Here is an 18024-nt window from a genome sequence, read left to right as displayed (position 1 = left end):
TCACCGCCCGGCCGCCGACGCCAGGCCGCGGTTGCGCAGCACGCGGCGCTCCACCGGTGAGAACAGCGCCGACTCCACCAGCACGCCGACCGCCAGGATCAGCACCACCGAGGCCAGCACCAGGCTCAGCTCACCGCCCTGCCGGCCCGCGTCCAGCATCCGGCCGATGCCGGGCAGCGGAGTGGCGGTGATCAGCTCGGCCGTCATCAGGGCGCGCCAGCCGAAGGTCCAGCCCTGCCGCAGCGCCGCCACGAAGCCGGGCAGCGCGGCGGGGACGAGGACGTGGACGGCGCCGCGCAGCCCGCCGGCGCCCATCGACCGGCCGGCCCGCAGCAGCAGCGGCGGTATCTGGTCGACGGCGGTGGTGACCCCGACGGCGATGGAGGGCACCGCGCCGAGCAGCACCACGGCGTACACCGCGCCCTCGGAGTTGCCCAGCGCGATCACCGCCACCGGCACCAGCGCGGCGGCCGGCAGCGACTGCACGGCGGACAGGATGGGACCCAGGACCGTGCGCAGCGGCGCCATCCGGGTGAGCAGCAGCCCCAGGGGGACGCCGATGGCCGCGGAGGCGGTGAAGCCGACCAGGCAGCGCAGCAGGCTGTGGCCGAGGGCGGGCAGCAGGGTGCCGTCCGACCAGGCGCCGGCCAGCTCGCCCCACACGGCGGCGGGGGAGGGCAGCGTCGCCGACCAGTTCAGCGCGTACGCCGTCTGCCACAGGGCCAGCACCAGGGCGACGGCCGCCAGTGGCGGCGCGGCCTTGGCCAGCAGCCGCCGCGAGGTGGCGGCGGTCGCGGACGCGGGGGACTCCAGGGCGTCCAGACCGGACGCCATCTCGTCGGAGTCGTCGGGACCGCCCGCGCCGCCCGCGGTCCGGCCCGCGGTCCGGCCGATGTCCTGCCCGGAGGGCTCGGGGAGCCCGGGGGGCTCGTGCCGGGGACCCCGCCGGGAGTCCTCGGTGTCAGTGGCGGGCATGTCGGACGATCTCCTCGTGCAGATGGCCGGTGATCTCCCGGGCGAGGGAGGTGACTCCGGAGTCCTCGATACGGCGGGGGTAGGGGAGGTCCACGTCCCACTCGCGCGCCACGCGCCCCGGGCGCGAGGACAGCAGCACGACCCGCTGGCCGAGCCGTACCGCCTCGCGCACGTTGTGGGTGACGAACAGCACCGTCAGCTCCCGCTCGCGCCACACCCGGGTCAGCTCCTCGTGGAGCAGGTCCCGGGTGATGGCGTCCAGCGCGGCGAAGGGCTCGTCCATCAGCAGCACCCGGCTGCCCTGGGCCAGCGAGCGGGCCAGGGCCACGCGCTGCCGCATCCCGCCGGAGAGCTGGTGGACCCGCTTGCCGTACGCGTCCGGCAGCCGCACCAGCCGCAGCAGCTCCTCGGCCCGGCCGCGCCGCTCGGGCCGGGGGACCCCGGCCAGCTTCAGGGCCAGCTCCACGTTGCGGCCGGCGCTCAGCCAGGGGAAGAGCGCGTGGTCCTGGAACATCAGCGCGGGCCGGCCGTGCGGCACCCGCACCTCGCCGGAGGTCGGGTGGTCCAGTCCGGCCACCAGGTTGAGGAGCGTGGACTTGCCGCAGCCGGAGGCGCCCAGCAGGCAGACGAACTCCCCGGGCGCCACCGTCAGGCCGATGCCGTCCAGCACCTGCTGGCGGGTGCGGGGGGAGGAGCCGAAGGACTTCGAGACGCGGTCGAGCCGCACCGCGTACGGGCGGGCCTGCCCGGCCCCGGCACCGGTGACGGACGGCGCCGGGGCGGGGGTGGCGAGTTCGGTGGACACAGCGGGGTCCTCTCGTGGTTCGCCACCCTGCTCGGGCGGCTACGGCGGGGGAGAGCCGGCGTGTGCGGCGGGGACGTGCCGCGCTTGTGGGACATATGGGGCGTCCCGGAGGCGCGGGTCGTACGGGTCGTGCTGGAGGCGCCGGACCTGCGGGTGGCGCGGCCGGGCGTCGGGCGTCACCGGCGGCATCCCGCCAGTCCGCCCTGCCCGCTGCCCCGGACACCGCTGCCGATCCGGCCGCCGGTGTGGTCGAAGGTGGAGAAGGCGTCGTGCACGGCGGCGCCCGCCGCGCTCAGAAGTCCCATCCGTCCTCCTGCGCGGTGTCGCCCGCGGCGGCCCGTACCGCCCCGGCGGCCCCCGTGAAGGCGTCGCCGGACATGCCGGCGGTGAGGGTGGAGCCGTCGGCCGGGTCGATCAGCAGGAACGAGCCGGTGCGGCGGGAGAGGGCGTAGGGGTCCAGCGGCAGCGGTTCGGCGGTGCGGACACGCACCCGGCCGATGTCGTTGGCCACCAGCTCGCCCGGCTCGGGGTGGGGCGAGAGGTCGTCCAGGGTCAGCCGGGAGGGGATCTCCTTGACGATCGCCTTGACCGTGCGGGTGGTGTGCTTGAGCAGCACCCGCTGCCCCACCCGCAGCGGGGTGTCGTGCAGGTGGCAGACGGTGGCGGTGACGTCCTGGCCGGTGGCCGGGGCGTCGTCGGCCGGGGCGATCAGGTCGCCGCGGGAGACGTCGAGGTCGTCCGCCAGGCGGACGGTGACCGACTGCGGGGCCCAGGCCTGCCGGACCGACTGGCCGAGCAGATCGATGCCCTCGATCACCGAGGTGCGGCCCGAGGGCAGCACCGTCACCCGCTGGCCCACGCGCAGCACGCCGGAGGCGATCTGGCCGGCGTAGCCGCGGTAGTCGGGGTGCTCGGCGGTCTGCGGGCGGATGACGTACTGGACGGGGAAGCGGGCCACGTCCCCGGCCGGGTCGTGGTCGACCTCGACGGTCTCCAGGTGCTCCAGGACGGTGGGGCCGCTGTACCAGTCCATGTGCTCGGACGGGGTGACCACGTTGTCGCCGACCAGCGCCGAGATGGGCACGGCGGTGATCTCCGGCACGCCGAGCGAGGCGGCGTAGGCGGTGAACTGCTCGGCGATCCGCGCGAAGACGGGCTCGGAGTAGCCGACCAGGTCCATCTTGTTGACGGCCAGCACCACGTGGGGGACGCGCAGCAGGGCGGCGACCGCGGCGTGGCGGCGGGTCTGCTCGACCACGCCGTTGCGGGCGTCGACCAGGATGATGGCCAGCTCGGCGGTGGAGGCGCCGGTGACCATGTTGCGGGTGTACTGCACGTGGCCGGGGGTGTCGGCCAGGATGAACCGGCGCCGCGGCGTGGCGAAGTAGCGGTAGGCCACGTCGATGGTGATGCCCTGCTCGCGCTCGGCGCGCAGCCCGTCGGTCAGCAGCGCCAGATCGGGGCCCTCGGCGCCGCGGCTGCGGGAGGCGTGCTCGACGGCCTCCAGCTGGTCGGCCAGGACGGACTTGGAGTCGTGCAGCAGTCGTCCCACCAGGGTGGACTTGCCGTCGTCGACCGACCCGGCGGTGGCGAAACGCAGCAGCGAGGTGTCCTGCAGCAGCCGGCCGGCGGCCTCGCCGGCGGCAGCGGCGCCGGCACCGGCTGTGGAAGTGGTGGCAGCGGTGGTCATCGGTCAGAAGTACCCTTCGCGCTTGCGGTCCTCCATGGCGGCCTCCGACAGCTTGTCGTCGGCCCGGGTCGCGCCCCGCTCGGTCAGCCGGGAGGCCGCGATCTCCGCTATGACCTGCTCGATGGTGGTGGCGTCGGAGTCCACCGCCCCGGTACAGGACATGTCGCCGACGGTGCGGTAGCGCACCTGGCGCTCCTGGACCGTCTCGCCGTCCCTGGGGCCGCCCCACCCGCCCGGCGCCAGCCACATGCCGTCTCGCTTGAAGACCTCGCGGGTGTGGGCGTAGTAGATGGCGGGCAGCTCGATCTTCTCCCGCCCGATGTACTGCCACACGTCCAGCTCGGTCCAGTTGGACAGCGGGAAGACGCGCACGTGCTCGCCCGGCGCGTGGCGGCCGTTGTAGAGCTGCCACAGCTCGGGGCGCTGGCGGCGCGGGTCCCAGCCGCCGAACTCGTCGCGCAGGGAGAACACCCGCTCCTTGGCGCGGGCCTTCTCCTCGTCGCGCCGCCCGCCGCCGAAGACCGCGTCGAAGCGGTTCGTCTCGATGGCGTGCAGCAGCGGCACGGTCTGCAGCGGGTTGCGGGTGCCGTCCGGGCGCTCGCGCAGCTCGCCGCGGTCGATGAACTCCTGCACCGAGGCGACGTGCAGGCGCAGCCGGTGCTCGGCCACCACCCGGTCGCGGTAGTCGAGGACCTCGGGGAAGTTGTGGCCGGTGTCCACGTGCAGCAGCGCGAAGGGCACCGGCGCCGGGGCGAAGGCCTTCAGCGCCAGGTGCAGCATCACGATGGAGTCCTTGCCGCCGGAGAAGAGGATCACCGGCCGCTCGAACTCGCCCGCCACCTCGCGGAAGATGTGCACCGCCTCCGACTCCAGCGCGTCCAGATGGCTCAGCGCGTACGACGCACCGGGGCTCTCGGCGGCCCGGTCCGGCGCGGTCACGTGCCCGGTGGTCGGTTCGGTCGAGGTCGTCACGCCAGTCCCCTCTCGGCGAGCAGTGCGTACAGCCGGGCGGCGGAGTCGTCCACCGGCTCGGTGTGCGCCTCGATCCGCAGGTCCGGATCGGCCGGCGCCTCGTACGGGTCGTCCACCCCGGTCAGCCCGGAGAGCTCTCCCGCGGCCTGTCGGGCGTACAGCCCCTTCACGTCGCGCTCGGAGCACACCTCCACGGGCGTGGCCACGTGCACCTCCAGATAGGCCGTGCCCTCCGCCTGGTGGCGCTTGCGGACCGCCTCGCGGCTGTCGGCGTACGGCGCGATCACCGGAACCAGGGCCTTGACCCCGTTGGAGGCGAGCAGTTCGGCGACGAAGCCGATCCGCTGCACGTTGGTGTTGCGGTCCTCGCGGGAGAAGCCCAGGCCGGCGGAGAGGAACTCCCTGATCTCGTCGCCGTCCAGCACCTCCACCCGGTGCCCCTCACTGCGCAGCCGCCCGGCCAGCGCGTGGGCGATCGTGGTCTTGCCCGCGCTGGGCAGGCCGGTGAGCCAGATCGTGGCTCCGGTGCCGGTGCCGTCGGTACTGCCGGTTCTGTCCGTGCCGGAGGCGGTCGCCCCGCTCATCTGACGCTCCTCAACTGTCTGGGCCCGTACGGCCTTCGGGTTCGCCATCAGCCATGCAGTCCGCACTCGGTCTTGCCGCGTCCGGCCCAGCGGCCGGAGCGGGCGTCCTCGCCCTCCAGCACCCGCCGAGTGCAGGGCGCGCACCCGATGGAGGGGTAACCGTCCATCAGCAGAGGGTTGGTGAGGACACCGTGCTCGGCAACGTAGGCGTCCACGTCACCCTGCGTCCAGCGTGCGATGGGCGAGACCTTGACCTTGCCCCGCCTCTCGTCCCAGCCGACGACCGGAGTCGCCGCCCTGGTCGGGGACTCGTCGCGGCGCAGCCCGGTGGCCCAGGCGTCGTACCCGCGCAGGCCCTCCTCCAGCGGCCTGACCTTGCGCAGCGCGCAGCACAGGTCGGGGTCGCGGTCGTGCAGGCGCGGCCCGTACTCGGCGTCCTGCTCGGCCACGGTCTGCCGCGGGGTGAGCGTGACGACGTTGACGTCCATCACCGCCGCCACCGCGTCCCGGGTGCCGATGGTCTCCGGGAAGTGGTAGCCGGTGTCGAGGAACACCACGTCCACACCGGGCGCCACGCGCGAGGCCAGGTGCGCGACGACGGCGTCCTCCATGGAGGAGGTCACGCAGAAGCGCGGGCCGAAGGTGCCGGCGGCCCAGCGCAGGATCTCCAGCGCCGGGGCGTCCTCCAGTTCGCGGCCCGCCTTCTCGGCGAGCCGCCGCAGCTCGCCGGCGTCCGCCCGCAGGTCGTGCCGGTCCTCGGCGGCGTTCATCGTGTGTTGTCTCCCTCGGTGGAACCGGACCGCCGCAGGCCGTCGGCCAGCAGTCCGAGGAACGAGAGCTTGAAGGCGCGGTTGCAGGAGGCGCACTCCCACGCGCCGTGGCCGTCCTCGGACGGCCGCAGGTCCTCGTCGCCGCAGTACGGGCAGTAGAACGGCGCGGCGCGTTCACTCACGGTGCCTCCCTGCGGGCTTCTCCGCCCACGCGGTGGCGGTGCGGGTTTGTGGTGAGGTGCGGGGTGGTGGCCGCGTGTGCGTCGCTCACTGCCTTCCTGTGAGCTTCTCCGCCCACGCGGCGGCGGTGCGGGTTTGTGGTGAGGTGCGGGGTGGTGGCCGCGTGTGCGTCGCTCACTTCAGGGCACCCTCGTCGGCCCGCGCCGCCCACTGGGCGAAGCGCTCGCCGTCCTGCCGCTCCTCGCGGTAGCGGGTCAGGAGGCGCTCGACGTAGTCGGGCAGCTCGGCGGCGGTGACCTTCAGGCCGCGCACCTTGCGGCCGAAACCGGGGTCCAGCCCCAGAGCGCCGCCGAGGTGGACCTGGTAGCCCTCGACCTGGTTGCCGTCCGCGTCGGTGACGAGCTGGCCCTTGAGCCCGATGTCGGCGACCTGGATGCGGGCGCAGGCGTTGGGGCAGCCGTTGATGTTGATGGTGACCGGCTCGTCGAACTCCGGCAGGCGGCGCTCCAGTTCGTCGATGAGGGCGGAGCCGCGGCCCTTGGTCTCGACGATGGCCAGCTTGCAGAACTCGATGCCGGTGCAGGCCATGGTGCCGCGCCGGAAGACCGACGGACGCGTCGTCAGGTCCAGCGACTCCAACCCTTCCACCAGGGAGTCCACCCGGTCCTCGGCCACGTCGAGAATGATCATCTTCTGCTCGACGGTGGTGCGGACCCGGCCCGAGCCGTGGCCCTCGGCCAGCTCGGCGATCTTGGTGAGGGTGGCGCCGTCGACGCGGCCGACGCGGGGGGCGAAGCCGACGTAGTAGCGGCCGTCCTTCTGGCGGTGGACACCGACGTGGTCGCGCCAGCGCCGGGCGGGGGCCTCGGGGGCGGGGCCGTCGGCCAGTTTCCGCCCCAGGTACTCGTCCTCCAGCACCCGGCGGAACTTCTCCGCGCCCCAGTCGGCGACGAGGAACTTCAGACGGGCGCGGTTGCGCAGCCGGCGGTAGCCGTGGTCGCGGAAGATCGACACGACGCCCTCCATGACGTCGGCGACCTCCTCCACCGGCACCCAGGCGCCCAGGCGGACGCCGAGCTTGGGGTTGGTGGACAGGCCGCCGCCCACCCACACGTCGAAGCCGGGGCCGAGTTCGGGGTGACGGACGCCCACGAACGCCACGTCGTTGATCTCGTGTGCCACGTCCAGCAGCGGGGAGCCGGAGACGGCTGTCTTGAACTTGCGGGGCAGGTTGGAGAACGCCTTGTTGCCGATGACGCGGCGCTGGATCTCCTCGATCGCGGGCGTGCCGTCGACGATCTCGTCGGCGGCGATCCCGGCGACCGGCGAGCCCAGGACGACGCGCGGGGTGTCGCCGCACGCCTCGGTCGTGGACAGGCCCACGGCCTCCAGACGGCGCCAGATCTCGGGGACGTCCTCGATCCGGATCCAGTGGAACTGGACGTTCTGGCGGTCGGTGATGTCCGCGGTGCCGCGGGCGAACTCCTGGGAGATCTCGCCGATGACGCGCAGCTGCCCGGTGGTCAGCCGTCCGCCGTCGATGCGGACCCGGAGCATGAAGTGCTCGTCGTCCAGCTCCTCCGGGGCCAGGACGGCGGTCTTGCCGCCGTCGATCCCGGGCCTGCGCTGGGTGTACAGGCCCCACCAGCGCATCCGGCCGCGCAGGTCGCTGGGGTCGATGGAGTCGAACCCGCGGTGGGCGTAGATCGTCTCAATGCGTGTCCGCACATTGAGACCGTCATCGTCCTTCTTGAACTGCTCGTTGGCGTTCAGCGGGGTGAAGTGCCCGGCGGCCCACTGGCCCTCGCCGCGGTGGCGGCCGGCCTTGCGGCGGGTCGGGGCAGCGCTGGCTGGCTTGGGGGTGTCGGCCATGGCGGTGTGTTCGTCCTTCTGCTGGACTCGGCTGCGCGGGAAGCGGCCCGATTCCGTCCGGGCGCGCTGACGTGCGCGGATCCGTGCGGAAAACGGGAAGTGGAGCCGCCTGCCCGCGACGACGGGGGCGGCGGATGTGCGGCGGTGCTGGGACTGTCAGCCCGCCGGACAGATGGCGCTGGACATGCGGCCGAGGTCGACGTGCCGCCGACTCACCAAGGCAATTCCAGCTCGAGACATGGCAGAAGCGTGGCATGAGCATCTCGCGGCAGTCCACCGTTATCCACAGTTCGGACAAAGGTGTCCCGCTCTGCGAGACGCAGTGATATCGGTCACGGACTCGCCGGAGCCGCGGGGGCCCCGGCGGGGCTCACACCCCCGCTCCCGGCCAGGGGCCCGGAGCGGGAACGTCCGGCTCGTCCTCCGTCCTGGTGTCGAACAGGCGGAAGCCGCGCCGCCGGTAGTTCGCCAGCGCGTGGGGGCCGTCCTTGCTGCAGGTGTGCACCCACACCCGCCGGGTGGGCTCCCGCTCCGGCCAGCGCTCCGCCAGGTCCCAGGCGCGCGCGGTCCCGTACGACAGCAGGTGCCCGCCGATGCGCCGGCCGCGGAAGGCGGCGATCAGACCGAAGTAGGTGATCTCCACCGTCCCCCCGGGCTGCGGTTCCAGCTCGATGTACCCGGCCGGGGTCCCGCGCTCGTACGCCACCCAGGTCTCCACGCCGGGGCGCTCCAGGAACTCCCGCCACCGCTCGTACGTCCACTCCAGCCGGTCCGTCCAGGTGACGTCCCCGCCGACGGCGGTGTAGAGGAAGCGGCTGAACTCCGGGCTGGGCACCTCCGCCCGGACGATCCGGATGCCGGACCCGCTGTCCGGAACGTGGGCGGGGGAGAGGTCGGAGGGGGAGGTCTGCTCCAGTGACCAGGTGGTGACGGCGACGGTGGTGCTCATGCCGGGCAGTGAAGCACGACGGCGCCGGCGGCCGGGAGGCGGCCCCGCGGACCGCCCCCGGCCACCGCGCCGTACCAGAATGCCACCCATGGCCGCGACCAGCAGCCGCCCCGGCGGCGTCCCCGAACCCACTGCCCCCGAACCCACCGCTCCCGTCGCCGCGCCGCCCGTCGTCGTGCTCGGCGAGTGCGTGGCCGACGCCTTCACCGTCCCGCCGCCCGGCGGCGGGGCACAGCCGTCCGCCCCGTCGATCGGACTGGAGGTCCTGCCCGGCGGCGGACCCGCCAACACCGCCGTGGCCCTCGCCCGGCTCGGCACCCCCACCCGATTCCTGGGCAGGCTGTCGCGGGACGTCTTCGGCCGCCTCTTCCGCGAGCACCTGGCCGCCTCCGGCGTGGACCTCGGCGCGGCGGTCGAGGCGGCCGAGCCCAGCACCCTGGCCGTCGCCGACGTCGACGCCGCCGGCCGCGCCGAGTACTCCTTCCACGCCGAGGGCACCGCCGACTGGCAGTGGACGGACGGTGAGCTGGCGGCGGCCGCGTCCGGCCCCGCGGCCTGCGTGCACACCGGATCGCTGGCACTGGTGCGGCCGCCGGGCGGCGAGGCGGTGGAACGGCTGCTGGAGAGGGTGCGGGGGCGGGCCACCGTCTCCGTCGACCCCAACGTCCGGCCGCTGCTGGTGGAACCGGCCGTCTACCGCGAGCGGCTGCCGCGCTGGTGCGCCGCGGCCGACATCCTGCGGCTGTCCGACGACGACCTCGGCCACCTCCTGCCCGGCGCCGGCGTGGAGGAGGCCGCCGGCGTCCTCCACGGCCACGGCGCGGCCCTGGTGGTCGTCACGCTCGGAGCGGCGGGCGCGTACGCCTCGCTGGAGGGCGCGGGCGGCGCGGGGCGCGTACGGCTGAGAGTGCCCGCCCCGCCCACCGCCGTGGTGGACACCGTCGGCGCGGGCGACGCCTTCACGGGCGGCCTGCTGCACTCCCTCCACAGCGCCGGGGCCCTCGGCGGGCGCCTGGACGGGCTGACCGCCGGCGTCCTGGAGCAGGCACTGGCCACCGGCGCCGCCGTCGCCGCCGCCACCTGTGCGGTACGGGGCGCCAACCCGCCCCGGGCGCATCGGATGGGCCGCCATACGCCCGGGTGAGCGCCGTACCGGCCGGTACCGGGACCTTCGGCCCGCACCCCCTGCCGGGGCGGGACCTTCGGCGGCCGGGCGGGGCCCCTTCGGCGACTGCGCCGGAGGCCCCGGGCGGCGTGCAATGGAGTCACCGAGGCCCCCATCCAGAGGTGATCCCCATGGCAGAAGCCACCGCACGTCCCGCAGCACGCTCCGCAGCACGTCCTGCCGCACGCTCCGCCGCGCCGGCGGACGCCGAGCGCGCCGAGACCGCCCGGCACGCCGTCGACACCCTGGTCGCACACGCCGTCAAGTCCCTGGAGGAGTACGCCTCCTTCACCCAGGAGCAGGTCGACCACATCGTGCGGAAGGCATCCCTGGCGGCCCTGGCGAACCACTGCGAGCTGGCCGAGCAGGCCGTCGCCGAGACCGGCCGGGGGGTGTTCGAGGACAAGGCGATGAAGAACCTCTTCGCCTGCGAGCACGTCACCCACTCGATGCAGGGGCTGAAGACGGTCGGCGTCGTCCGCCGCGACGAGCTGAACGGGATCACCGAGATCGCCGAGCCCGTCGGCGTGGTGTGCGCCATGACCCCGGTGACCAACCCCACCTCCACCACGATCTTCAAGGCGCTCATCGCGCTCAAGACCCGCAACCCGATCGTCTTCGCCTTCCACCCCTCGGCCCAGCGGTGCAGCGCCGAGGCGGCCCGGATCGTACGGGAGGCGGCCGTGGAGGCGGGCGCCCCCGAGCACTGCGTGCAGTGGATCGAGGAGCCGTCGATGGAGGCCACCCGCCTGCTGATGAACCACGCGGACGTCTCCACCATCCTGGCCACCGGCGGCAACGCCATGGTCCGGGCCGCCTACTCGTGCGGCAAACCGGCCCTCGGCGTCGGCGCGGGCAACGTCCCCGCCTACGTCCACCGCACCGCCGACGTCCCCCGCGCGGTGCACGACATCGTCCTGTCCAAGGCCTTCGACAACGGCATGATCTGCGCGTCCGAGCAGGCCGCCGTCCTGGACGCCGAGGTCTACGAGCAGGCCGTCGCGGAGTTCCGCAAGCTCCACGCCCATCTGGCCACCGCCGAGGAGAAGGAGAAGCTGGAGCGGTTCCTGTTCGGCACCACCGCCCGGAGCGCCAACTGCGCCGGGGCGAGGCTGAACGCCGACGCCGTCGGCCGGCCGCCGCACTGGATCGCCGAGCAGGCGGGCTTCACCGTCCCCGAGGACACCTCCGTCATCCTCGCCGAGATCGCGGCCGTCGGCCCCGCCGAGCCGCTCAGCCGCGAGAAGCTCTCCCCGGTGCTGGCCCTGCTGCGCGCCGAGACCACCGAGCAGGGCGTCGAACTGGCCGCGCGGATGGTCGAGTTCGACGGCCTGGGCCACAGTGCGGTGATCCACGCCGACGACGAGGAGCTGACCGAGGAGTTCGGCCGCCGAGTCAAGGCCGTGCGCATCATCGCCAACGCGCCCTCCAGCCTCGGCGGCATCGGCGACGTCTACAACTCCTTCCTGCCCTCGATGACCCTGGGCTGCGGCTCCTACGGCCACAACTCGGTCTCCGGCAACGTCACCGCCGTCGACCTGCTCAACATCAAGCGCATCGGGCGGCGCAACACCAACATGCAGTGGTTCAAGGTCCCGCCGAAGATCTACTTCGAACGCCACTCCCTGCGCTACCTCGGCGACATGCGCGGCATGCGGCGCGTCACCGTCGTCACCGACCGCACCATGGACCGGCTGGGCTACCTCACCCGCGTCAAGGACATCCTGCGCTCCCGCCGCGAGCCGGTGAACCTCCAGATCATCGACGACGTCGAGCCCAACCCGGAGCTGGCCACCGTCGAGCGGGGCGCCGCGAAGATGCGCGAGTTCGAGCCCGACACCATCGTCGCCCTCGGCGGCGGCTCGCCCATCGACGCCGCCAAGGTGATGTGGCTGATGTACGAGCACCCCGAGATCGCCTTCGCCGACACCAAGGAGAAGTTCTCCGACATCCGCAAGCGCGCCTTCACCTTCCCGCCGCTGGGGGAGAGGGCGAGGCTGATCGCGGTCCCGACCACCTCCGGCACCGGTGCCGAGGTCACCCCCTTCGCCGTCATCTCCGACCCGGCCGCCGCCCGCAAGTACCCGCTGGCCGACTACGCCCTCACCCCCGACGTCGCCATCGTCGACCCGGTCCTGACCGCCACCCTGCCGCCCGCCGTCACCGCCGACTCCGGCTTCGACGCCCTCACCCACGCCACCGAGGCGTACGTGTCGGTCTACGCCAACGACTACACCGACGGGCTGTGCTTGCAGGCCATCCGGCTGATCTTCGAGAACCTGGAGCGCTGCGTCACCCACGGCCCCGAGGACCCCAGGGCCCGCGAGCGGATGCACAACGCCTCCACCATCGCCGGCATGGCCTTCGCCAACGCCTTCCTCGGCCTGGTGCACGCCATGTCCCACACCCTCGGCAACACCTTCCACATCACCCACGGCCGGACCAACGCGCTGCTGCTGCCGCACGTCATCCGCCACAACGGCCGCATCCCCACCAAGCTGACCGGCTGGCCCAAGTACGAGACCTACCGGGCCCACGAGCGCTTCCAGGAGATCGCCAGGATGCTCGGCCTGCCGGCCGCCACCCCCGAGGAGGGCGTGGAGTCCTACGCCCGCGCCGTGGAGGAGCTGCGCGCCCGGTGCGGTGTCCCGGCCTCCTTCCGGGAGGCGGGCGTGGACGAGAAGGAGTTCCTCGCCGCCCTGCCCGAGCAGGCCCGCAACGCCTACGCCGACCAGTGCGCCCCCGCCAACCCCCGGATGCCGATGCTCGACGAGATGCAGGCGCTGATGCGCCAGGCCTACTGCTGATGCGCCAGGCCTACTACGGCCACGCCGCCAGGGCATGAGCACCGCCGCCCGACCGCCCCGCACGGCAGAACCCCAAGGGAGACCAGCCATGACCACCATCCCGCAGCCGCAGACCCCCCACTCGCCGGACCGCACCGGCACCGGCGCCTGGCAGGGCTTCAAGGGCGGCCTGTGGCGGGACGCGATCGACGTCCGCGACTTCGTCCAGCACAACTACACCCCCTACGAGGGCGACGGTTCCTTCCTCGCCGGCCCCACCCACCGCACCACCGCCGTGTGGAACAAGCTGCTGGCGATGTTCCCCGCCGAGCGCGAGCGCGGCGTGTACGACGTGGACACCGCGACCCCCTCCACCATCACCGCCTTCGGGCCCGGCTACATCGACAAGGACCTCGACCTGATCGTCGGCCTGCAGACCGACGCCCCCCTCAAGCGGGCGATCATGCCGATCGGCGGCTGGCGGATGGTCGAGGCGGCCCTGAAGGCCTACGGCCACGAGCCCGACCCGGAGGTGAAGAAGATCTTCACCACCTACCGCAAGACCCACAACGACGGGGTCTTCGACGCCTACACCCCCGAGATCCGGGCCTGCCGCTCGGCCGGCATCATCACCGGCCTGCCCGACGCCTACGGCCGCGGCCGCATCATCGGCGACTACCGCCGCGTCGCCCTGTACGGCGTGGACCGGCTGATCGCCGACAAGCAGGCCGACCGGGCACTGCTGGACGAACGCCGGCCCACCGAGGACGTCATCCGCGACCGCGAGGAGAACGCCGAGCAGATCCGGGCGCTGCGCGAGCTGAAGGAGATGGCCGCCTCCTACGGCTACGACGTCTCCCGCCCGGCCGCCACCGGACGCGAGGCCGTCCAGTGGCTGTACTTCGCCTACCTGGCCGCCGTGAAGGAGCAGAACGGCGCGGCCATGTCCATCGGCCGCATCGACGCCTTCCTCGACGTCTACCTCCAGCGCGACATCGACCGCGGGCTGCTGACCGAGAGCGGGGCCCAGGAGCTGGTCGACGACTTCGTGATCAAGCTCCGCATCGTCCGCTTCCTGCGCACCCCCGAGTACAACCAGCTCTACTCCGGCGACCCCACCTGGGTGACCTGGTCGCTGGCCGGGATCGGCGAGGACGGCCGCCCGCTGGTCACCCGCACCGCCTTCCGCGCCCTGCAGACCCTGTACAACCTCGGCCCCGCGCCGGAGCCCAACCTGACGGTCTTCTGGTCGCAGGCGCTGCCCGGGGGCTTCAAGGAGTTCGCGGCGAAGACCGCCGTGGACACCAGCGCCCTGCAGTTCGAGTCCGACGAGCTGATGCGCCCCAAGTACGGCGACGACACCGCCATCGCCTGCTGCGTCTCCGCGATGGCCGCGGGGAAGCAGATGCAGTTCTTCGGGGCGCGCGTCAACGTCGCCAAGGCCCTGCTCTACGCCGTCAACGGCGGCCGTGACGAGATGACCGGCGAGCAGGTCGTGCGCGGGTTCCGTCCGATCGAGGGCGAGTACCTGGACTACGCCACCGTCGCCGAGCGCTACGACGCGATGCTGGAGTGGCTGGCCAGGACCTACGTCCACGCCCTCAACGTCATCCACTACATGCACGACAGGTACGCGTACGAGCGGCTGGAGATGGCCCTGCACGACCGCGAGGTGCTGCGGACCATGGCCTGCGGCATCGCCGGGCTGTCGGTCGCCGCCGACTCGCTCTCGGCGGTCAAGTACGCAAGGGTGCGGGTGATCCGCGACGCCACCGGGCTGGCCGTCGACTACGAGGTCGAGGGCGACTACCCGGCGTACGGCAACAACGACGACCGGGCCGACGAGATCGCCCGCGGGCTGGTGCACGGCTTCATGGAGAAGGTGCGCCGCCACCCCGCCTACCGGGGCGCCGTCCACACCCAGTCGGTGCTCACCATCACCTCCAACGTCGTCTACGGGAAGAAGACCGGCAACACCCCCGACGGCCGCCGCGCCGGCACGCCCTTCGCCCCCGGAGCCAACCCGATGAACGGCCGCGACCGCCACGGCTACATCGCCTCGGCCCTGTCGGTGGCCAAGCTGGACTACGACGACGCCGAGGACGGCATCTCGCTGACCAACACCATCACCCCCGACGCCCTGGGCCGCACCCCGGCCGAGCGCGCCGGGAACCTCGCCGGGGTGCTGGACGGCTACACCGCCGCCGGGGGCTTCCACATGAACGTCAACGTCCTGGACCAGAAGACGCTGGTGGACGCCATGGAGCACCCGGAGAAGTACCCGCAGCTCACCGTCCGCGTCAGCGGCTACGCGGTGAACTTCGTCAAGCTCACCCGCGAGCAGCAGCTCGACGTCATCGCCCGCACCTTCCACGGGGCGCTGTGATGGGCCGCCCGACGCACGGGGCGGCCGCGCCGGCGGGGGCCGCCACCCCCGCCGGGGCGGCCACCCGCCGCCCGGTCACCGGATCGGTGCACTCCTGGGACCTGTCCACCGGCGTGGACGGCCCCGGCACCCGTTTCACCGCCTTCCTCGCCGGCTGCCCGCTGGCCTGCCTGTACTGCCACAACCCCGACACCTGGCGGCTGCGCAACGGCCGCCGCACCACCGCCGACGAGCTCGTCGCCGAGGCGGCGAAGTACACCGCCTTCATCCGGGCGGCGGGCGGCGGCGCCACCCTCAGCGGCGGCGAGCCGCTGCTCCAGCCGGTCTTCGCCGGGGAGCTGCTGCACCGCTTCAGGCACGAGCTGGGCCTGCACACGGCCCTGGACACCTCCGGATTCCTCGGCGCCCGCGCCTCCGACGCGCTGCTGGCCGACACCGACCTGGTGCTGCTGGACGTCAAGTCCTGGGAGCCGGGGCTGTACCGGAAGGTCACCGGGGGCCGCGGCGAGATCGCCCCCACGGTGGCCTTCGCCCGCCGGCTGGCGCTGCTGGGCAAAGAGGTGTGGGTGCGGTTCGTGCTGGTCCCCGGCCTGACCGACGGGGCCGACAACATCGAGGGCGTCGCCGCCTTCGCGGCCTCCCTCGGCAACGTCTCCCGCGTCGACGTGCTGCCCTTCCACAAGCTGGGCGCCGCCAAGTGGGAGGCGGTCGGCCGCACCTTCCCCCTGGCCGGCACCCCGGTGCCCACCCCGGAGCAGGTGGCCGGCGCCCGGGAGGTCTTCGCCGCCCACGGCCTGTACGCGGTGTGAGCCCCGTGCCGGAGCGCGCGTCCGCACCGGTGTGCGAACCGCGCGGCCCGCGGGGGAAACCGGCAGGCCGCCCCGCAGGCCACGGTGTGAGTCGGGATCGCGGGGCCGGATACGTTAAGGACGTGCAACCGGCCCCCTCCTCCCCGAAGCAGCCCTCGAACCCGCTGCGCAGGGCACGCGCCCTGTACCGCAACGTCCCCAAGCGGAAGCTCGCGTGGCTGCTGCTGAAGGACACCGTCAACTCCGCGATGGAGTACCGGATCCTGGGGCTGGCCGCCGAGGCGGCCTTCTTCACCCTGCTGTCGCTGCCGCCGCTGCTGCTGGGTCTGATCGGGCTGCTCGGCTACCTCGACGCCTGGATCGGCACCGACACCATCGACAGCGTCCGCGCCAACATCCTGAACGCCTCCGCCACCGTCCTGTCCGACCGCGGCGTCAGCCAGATCGCCGAGCCGCTGATCGACGACGTGATCGAGGGCGGGCGGCCCGACGTGATCTCCTTCGGCTTCGCACTGGCGCTGTGGTCCGGCTCGCGCACGATGAACGTCTTCATAGACACCATCACCGTCATGTACGGCCTCGACGGCCACCGCGGCATCGTCGCCACCCGGCTGCTGGCCTTCGGGCTGTACCTGGTCGCGCTGCCGCTGGGCGCGGTCGCCCTGCCGCTGCTGATCGTCGGGCCGGACGCGGTGATCGGCTGGGTGCCGCAACTGGAGCCACTGGTCGAGGCCTTCTACTGGCCCGTGGTGGTGGTCGTCTCGATCGCCTTCCTCACCACGCTCTACCACGTCTCGGTACCGGTCCGCTCACCCTGGGTGGAGGACGTCCCCGGCGCGCTGGTCGCCCTGCTGATGTGGATCGCGGGCAGCTTCCTGCTGCGCCTGTACCTCACGCGGACGGTGGACGGGCCGTCGCTGTACGGGTCGCTGGCCGCGCCCGTGGCCGTGCTGCTGTGGATCGGCGTCTCGGCCTTCGCGGTCCTGGTGGGCGCGGCCGTCAACGCCGCCATCGACCATGTGTGGCCCTCGGTCACCACCGCCGCCGCCCGCCGTGCCAGCGAGCGGGCCCGTGAGCAGGCCGCCGCCGAGGTCGTCGCCGCGGCGGCGGCGCGGCGCGCGATGCGGGGGGCCGAGGGCGGCGGGGACGACGGGGAACCCGTCGAACCGCCGGCGGAGTTCCCCGAGCGCTGGACGAAGTTCCTGCCGCCTTCCGACATACGCTCCCGGCTGCGCTCCCGCCGCCGGGACTGACGGCGGGACTGACGGCGGGACTGACGGCGGGCCCGGGCGCCTCGCGGCGTCCCGGGCCCGCCGTGCGTCAGCGGTCCCGAGCCGGGTCACCCCCTCTTGTGCGCACGGCTCCCCTTGCCGCTCCTCCTGCCGATGGCCACCAGTGCCAGGCCGAGGAGGAAGACGATTCCTCCGGTGATCACATTGGTGAGGATCGTCCTGGCGGTGTCCACGTTGCCCGCCACCAGCCAGGGGGATATCACCGTCCAGGCACCGATCGCGCAGACGGCCATGCTCAGACCGTAGGCCCGCTCGAAGGCCACGGCGAGCGCCAGGCCGATCACGGCGAGCGCGATGCCGGTGACGAAGTTGTTGACGGTCAGCGAGTTGAACTGGCTGAACCCGACGATCCATGGCGAGGCCAGCAGGAAGATGCCGGCCAGCACGGTCAGCGCCTCCATTCCCTGCGTCGTCGGCGACGCCGAGGCCTCCGCGTAGCGTGCACGCATCCCGATGAGGTCAGGGTGTTCCTCGATGCGTGACGTCGGTGTGGCCATCTGAGCCACCTCCTCTGGGACACTTTCACCCTTATGCTCTAATTTTCCACCAAATGACCCGTTGTGTCTCCCTGGAGGGCGCCCGCGTTCCCCGCGGTCCGCGACGCCTCCGCCCGGAGCGGAAGGGGCCCGGGAAAACCGGTGGCACGCGAGCCCTCCGGCGTCCTAGGGTCGGCGGCGCGAGGCCTGAGAGGCCCTGGAAGGGGCTGAGGACACGGCCCCGGAGAAGCCGTCGACGATTCGGGAACGGGAGGTGGGGTCCATGGCCGCCAACACCGCCGCCGCGGGCGCA

General features: G+C 73.0%; 17 protein-coding genes. 5 read left to right on the top strand and 12 right to left on the bottom strand.

Annotated elements, in window-relative coordinates; translation table 11 throughout:
- The 11 genes from QPK52_RS05260 to QPK52_RS05210 form a co-directional block, all read right to left on the bottom strand.
- Positions 1–975, bottom strand: a complete 975-nt coding sequence (locus QPK52_RS05260; RefSeq protein ID WP_410535856.1) for an ABC transporter permease — start codon at positions 973–975, stop codon at positions 1–3.
- Positions 962–1780 (bottom strand): ABC transporter ATP-binding protein, encoded by an 819-nt coding sequence (locus tag QPK52_RS05255; protein ID WP_410535855.1) that lies wholly within the window; start codon positions 1778–1780, stop codon positions 962–964. The genes QPK52_RS05260 and QPK52_RS05255 overlap by 14 nt, the downstream gene beginning before the upstream one ends.
- A gap of 176 nt (positions 1781–1956) precedes the next feature.
- Positions 1957–2085 (bottom strand): hypothetical protein, encoded by a 129-nt coding sequence (locus QPK52_RS05250; RefSeq protein ID WP_093660142.1) that lies wholly within the window; start codon positions 2083–2085, stop codon positions 1957–1959.
- Positions 2073–3470, bottom strand: a complete 1398-nt coding sequence (locus QPK52_RS05245; protein ID WP_410535854.1) for a sulfate adenylyltransferase subunit 1 — start codon at positions 3468–3470, stop codon at positions 2073–2075. The genes QPK52_RS05250 and QPK52_RS05245 overlap by 13 nt, the downstream gene beginning before the upstream one ends.
- A 3-nt stretch (positions 3471–3473) precedes the next feature.
- A complete protein-coding gene (gene cysD / locus QPK52_RS05240; RefSeq protein WP_410540214.1) occupies positions 3474–4409 on the bottom strand; it encodes a sulfate adenylyltransferase subunit CysD in 936 nt (311 codons plus the stop codon).
- 29 nt (positions 4410–4438) lie between these two features.
- Entirely contained in the window at positions 4439–5026 is a 588-nt protein-coding gene (gene cysC, locus QPK52_RS05235; protein ID WP_410535853.1) for an adenylyl-sulfate kinase, read from the bottom strand.
- Positions 5027–5073: 47 nt separating this feature from the next.
- On the bottom strand, positions 5074–5796 hold the full coding sequence (locus QPK52_RS05230; protein ID WP_410535852.1) for a phosphoadenylyl-sulfate reductase: 723 nt from the start codon (positions 5794–5796) through the stop codon (positions 5074–5076).
- Positions 5793–5978 (bottom strand): hypothetical protein, encoded by a 186-nt coding sequence (locus QPK52_RS05225; RefSeq protein ID WP_410535851.1) that lies wholly within the window; start codon positions 5976–5978, stop codon positions 5793–5795. The genes QPK52_RS05230 and QPK52_RS05225 overlap by 4 nt, the downstream gene beginning before the upstream one ends.
- A 172-nt stretch (positions 5979–6150) precedes the next feature.
- Entirely contained in the window at positions 6151–7848 is a 1698-nt protein-coding gene (locus QPK52_RS05220; protein ID WP_410535850.1) for a nitrite/sulfite reductase, read from the bottom strand.
- 156 nt (positions 7849–8004) lie between these two features.
- Positions 8005–8088, bottom strand: coding sequence for a putative leader peptide (locus QPK52_RS05215; RefSeq protein WP_309471194.1), 84 nt, complete (start codon positions 8086–8088; stop codon positions 8005–8007).
- Positions 8089–8218: 130 nt separating this feature from the next.
- Positions 8219–8797, bottom strand: a complete 579-nt coding sequence (locus QPK52_RS05210) for a GNAT family N-acetyltransferase (RefSeq protein ID WP_410535849.1) — start codon at positions 8795–8797, stop codon at positions 8219–8221.
- A gap of 88 nt (positions 8798–8885) precedes the next feature.
- On the opposite strand from QPK52_RS05210, the gene QPK52_RS05205 reads away from it, so the two are divergent.
- From QPK52_RS05205 to QPK52_RS05185, 5 genes are all read left to right on the top strand, one after another.
- Positions 8886–9941, top strand: a complete 1056-nt coding sequence (locus tag QPK52_RS05205) for a carbohydrate kinase family protein (protein ID WP_410535848.1) — start codon at positions 8886–8888, stop codon at positions 9939–9941.
- Between the two features lie 152 nt (positions 9942–10093).
- The gene (gene adhE, locus QPK52_RS05200) at positions 10094–12769 is read left to right on the top strand and encodes a bifunctional acetaldehyde-CoA/alcohol dehydrogenase (RefSeq protein ID WP_410535847.1); all 2676 of its coding nucleotides are present in this window, start codon (positions 10094–10096) and stop codon (positions 12767–12769) included.
- Between the two features lie 88 nt (positions 12770–12857).
- On the top strand, positions 12858–15134 hold the full coding sequence (pflB, locus tag QPK52_RS05195; protein ID WP_410535846.1) for a formate C-acetyltransferase: 2277 nt from the start codon (positions 12858–12860) through the stop codon (positions 15132–15134).
- Entirely contained in the window at positions 15134–15943 is an 810-nt protein-coding gene (gene pflA / locus QPK52_RS05190) for a pyruvate formate-lyase-activating protein (RefSeq protein WP_410535845.1), read from the top strand. The genes pflB and pflA overlap by 1 nt, the downstream gene beginning before the upstream one ends.
- A 122-nt stretch (positions 15944–16065) precedes the next feature.
- The gene (locus QPK52_RS05185; protein ID WP_410535844.1) at positions 16066–17196 is read left to right on the top strand and encodes a YihY/virulence factor BrkB family protein; all 1131 of its coding nucleotides are present in this window, start codon (positions 16066–16068) and stop codon (positions 17194–17196) included.
- Between the two features lie 86 nt (positions 17197–17282).
- On the opposite strand, the gene QPK52_RS05180 is transcribed toward QPK52_RS05185, so the two are convergent.
- Complete coding sequence (locus tag QPK52_RS05180; RefSeq protein WP_410535843.1) at positions 17283–17732, bottom strand: SPW repeat protein; 450 nt, start codon at positions 17730–17732, stop codon at positions 17283–17285.
- Between the last annotated feature and the right edge of the window lie 292 nt (positions 17733–18024).

Origin of the sequence: Streptomyces sp. KL2, from assembly GCF_046529545.1 — a bacterium.
GTDB classification, from domain to species: Bacteria; Actinomycetota; Actinomycetes; order Streptomycetales; family Streptomycetaceae; genus Streptomyces; species Streptomyces radiopugnans.
Note: the sequence above shows the minus strand (reverse complement) of the source record. Positions and strands in the feature narration are given on the sequence as shown.

Excerpts from the sequence above, each read along its gene's own strand:
- QPK52_RS05260 (WP_410535856.1), bottom strand. The coding sequence starts at position 975 with ATGCCCGCCACTGACACCGAGGACTCCCGGCGGGGTCCCCGGCACGAG.
- QPK52_RS05250 (WP_093660142.1), bottom strand. The coding sequence starts at position 2,085 with ATGGGACTTCTGAGCGCGGCGGGCGCCGCCGTGCACGACGCCTTCTCC.
- QPK52_RS05245 (WP_410535854.1), bottom strand. The coding sequence starts at position 3,470 with ATGACCACCGCTGCCACCACTTCCACAGCCGGTGCCGGCGCCGCTGCC.
- cysC (WP_410535853.1), bottom strand. The coding sequence starts at position 5,026 with ATGAGCGGGGCGACCGCCTCCGGCACGGACAGAACCGGCAGTACCGAC.
- QPK52_RS05230 (WP_410535852.1), bottom strand. The coding sequence starts at position 5,796 with ATGAACGCCGCCGAGGACCGGCACGACCTGCGGGCGGACGCCGGCGAG.
- QPK52_RS05220 (WP_410535850.1), bottom strand. The coding sequence starts at position 7,848 with ATGGCCGACACCCCCAAGCCAGCCAGCGCTGCCCCGACCCGCCGCAAG.
- QPK52_RS05215 (WP_309471194.1), bottom strand. The coding sequence starts at position 8,088 with ATGTCTCGAGCTGGAATTGCCTTGGTGAGTCGGCGGCACGTCGACCTC.
- QPK52_RS05210 (WP_410535849.1), bottom strand. The coding sequence starts at position 8,797 with ATGAGCACCACCGTCGCCGTCACCACCTGGTCACTGGAGCAGACCTCC.
- QPK52_RS05205 (WP_410535848.1), top strand. The coding sequence starts at position 8,886 with ATGGCCGCGACCAGCAGCCGCCCCGGCGGCGTCCCCGAACCCACTGCC.
- adhE (WP_410535847.1), top strand. The coding sequence starts at position 10,094 with ATGGCAGAAGCCACCGCACGTCCCGCAGCACGCTCCGCAGCACGTCCT.
- pflB (WP_410535846.1), top strand. The coding sequence starts at position 12,858 with ATGACCACCATCCCGCAGCCGCAGACCCCCCACTCGCCGGACCGCACC.
- pflA (WP_410535845.1), top strand. The coding sequence starts at position 15,134 with ATGGGCCGCCCGACGCACGGGGCGGCCGCGCCGGCGGGGGCCGCCACC.
- QPK52_RS05180 (WP_410535843.1), bottom strand. The coding sequence starts at position 17,732 with ATGGCCACACCGACGTCACGCATCGAGGAACACCCTGACCTCATCGGG.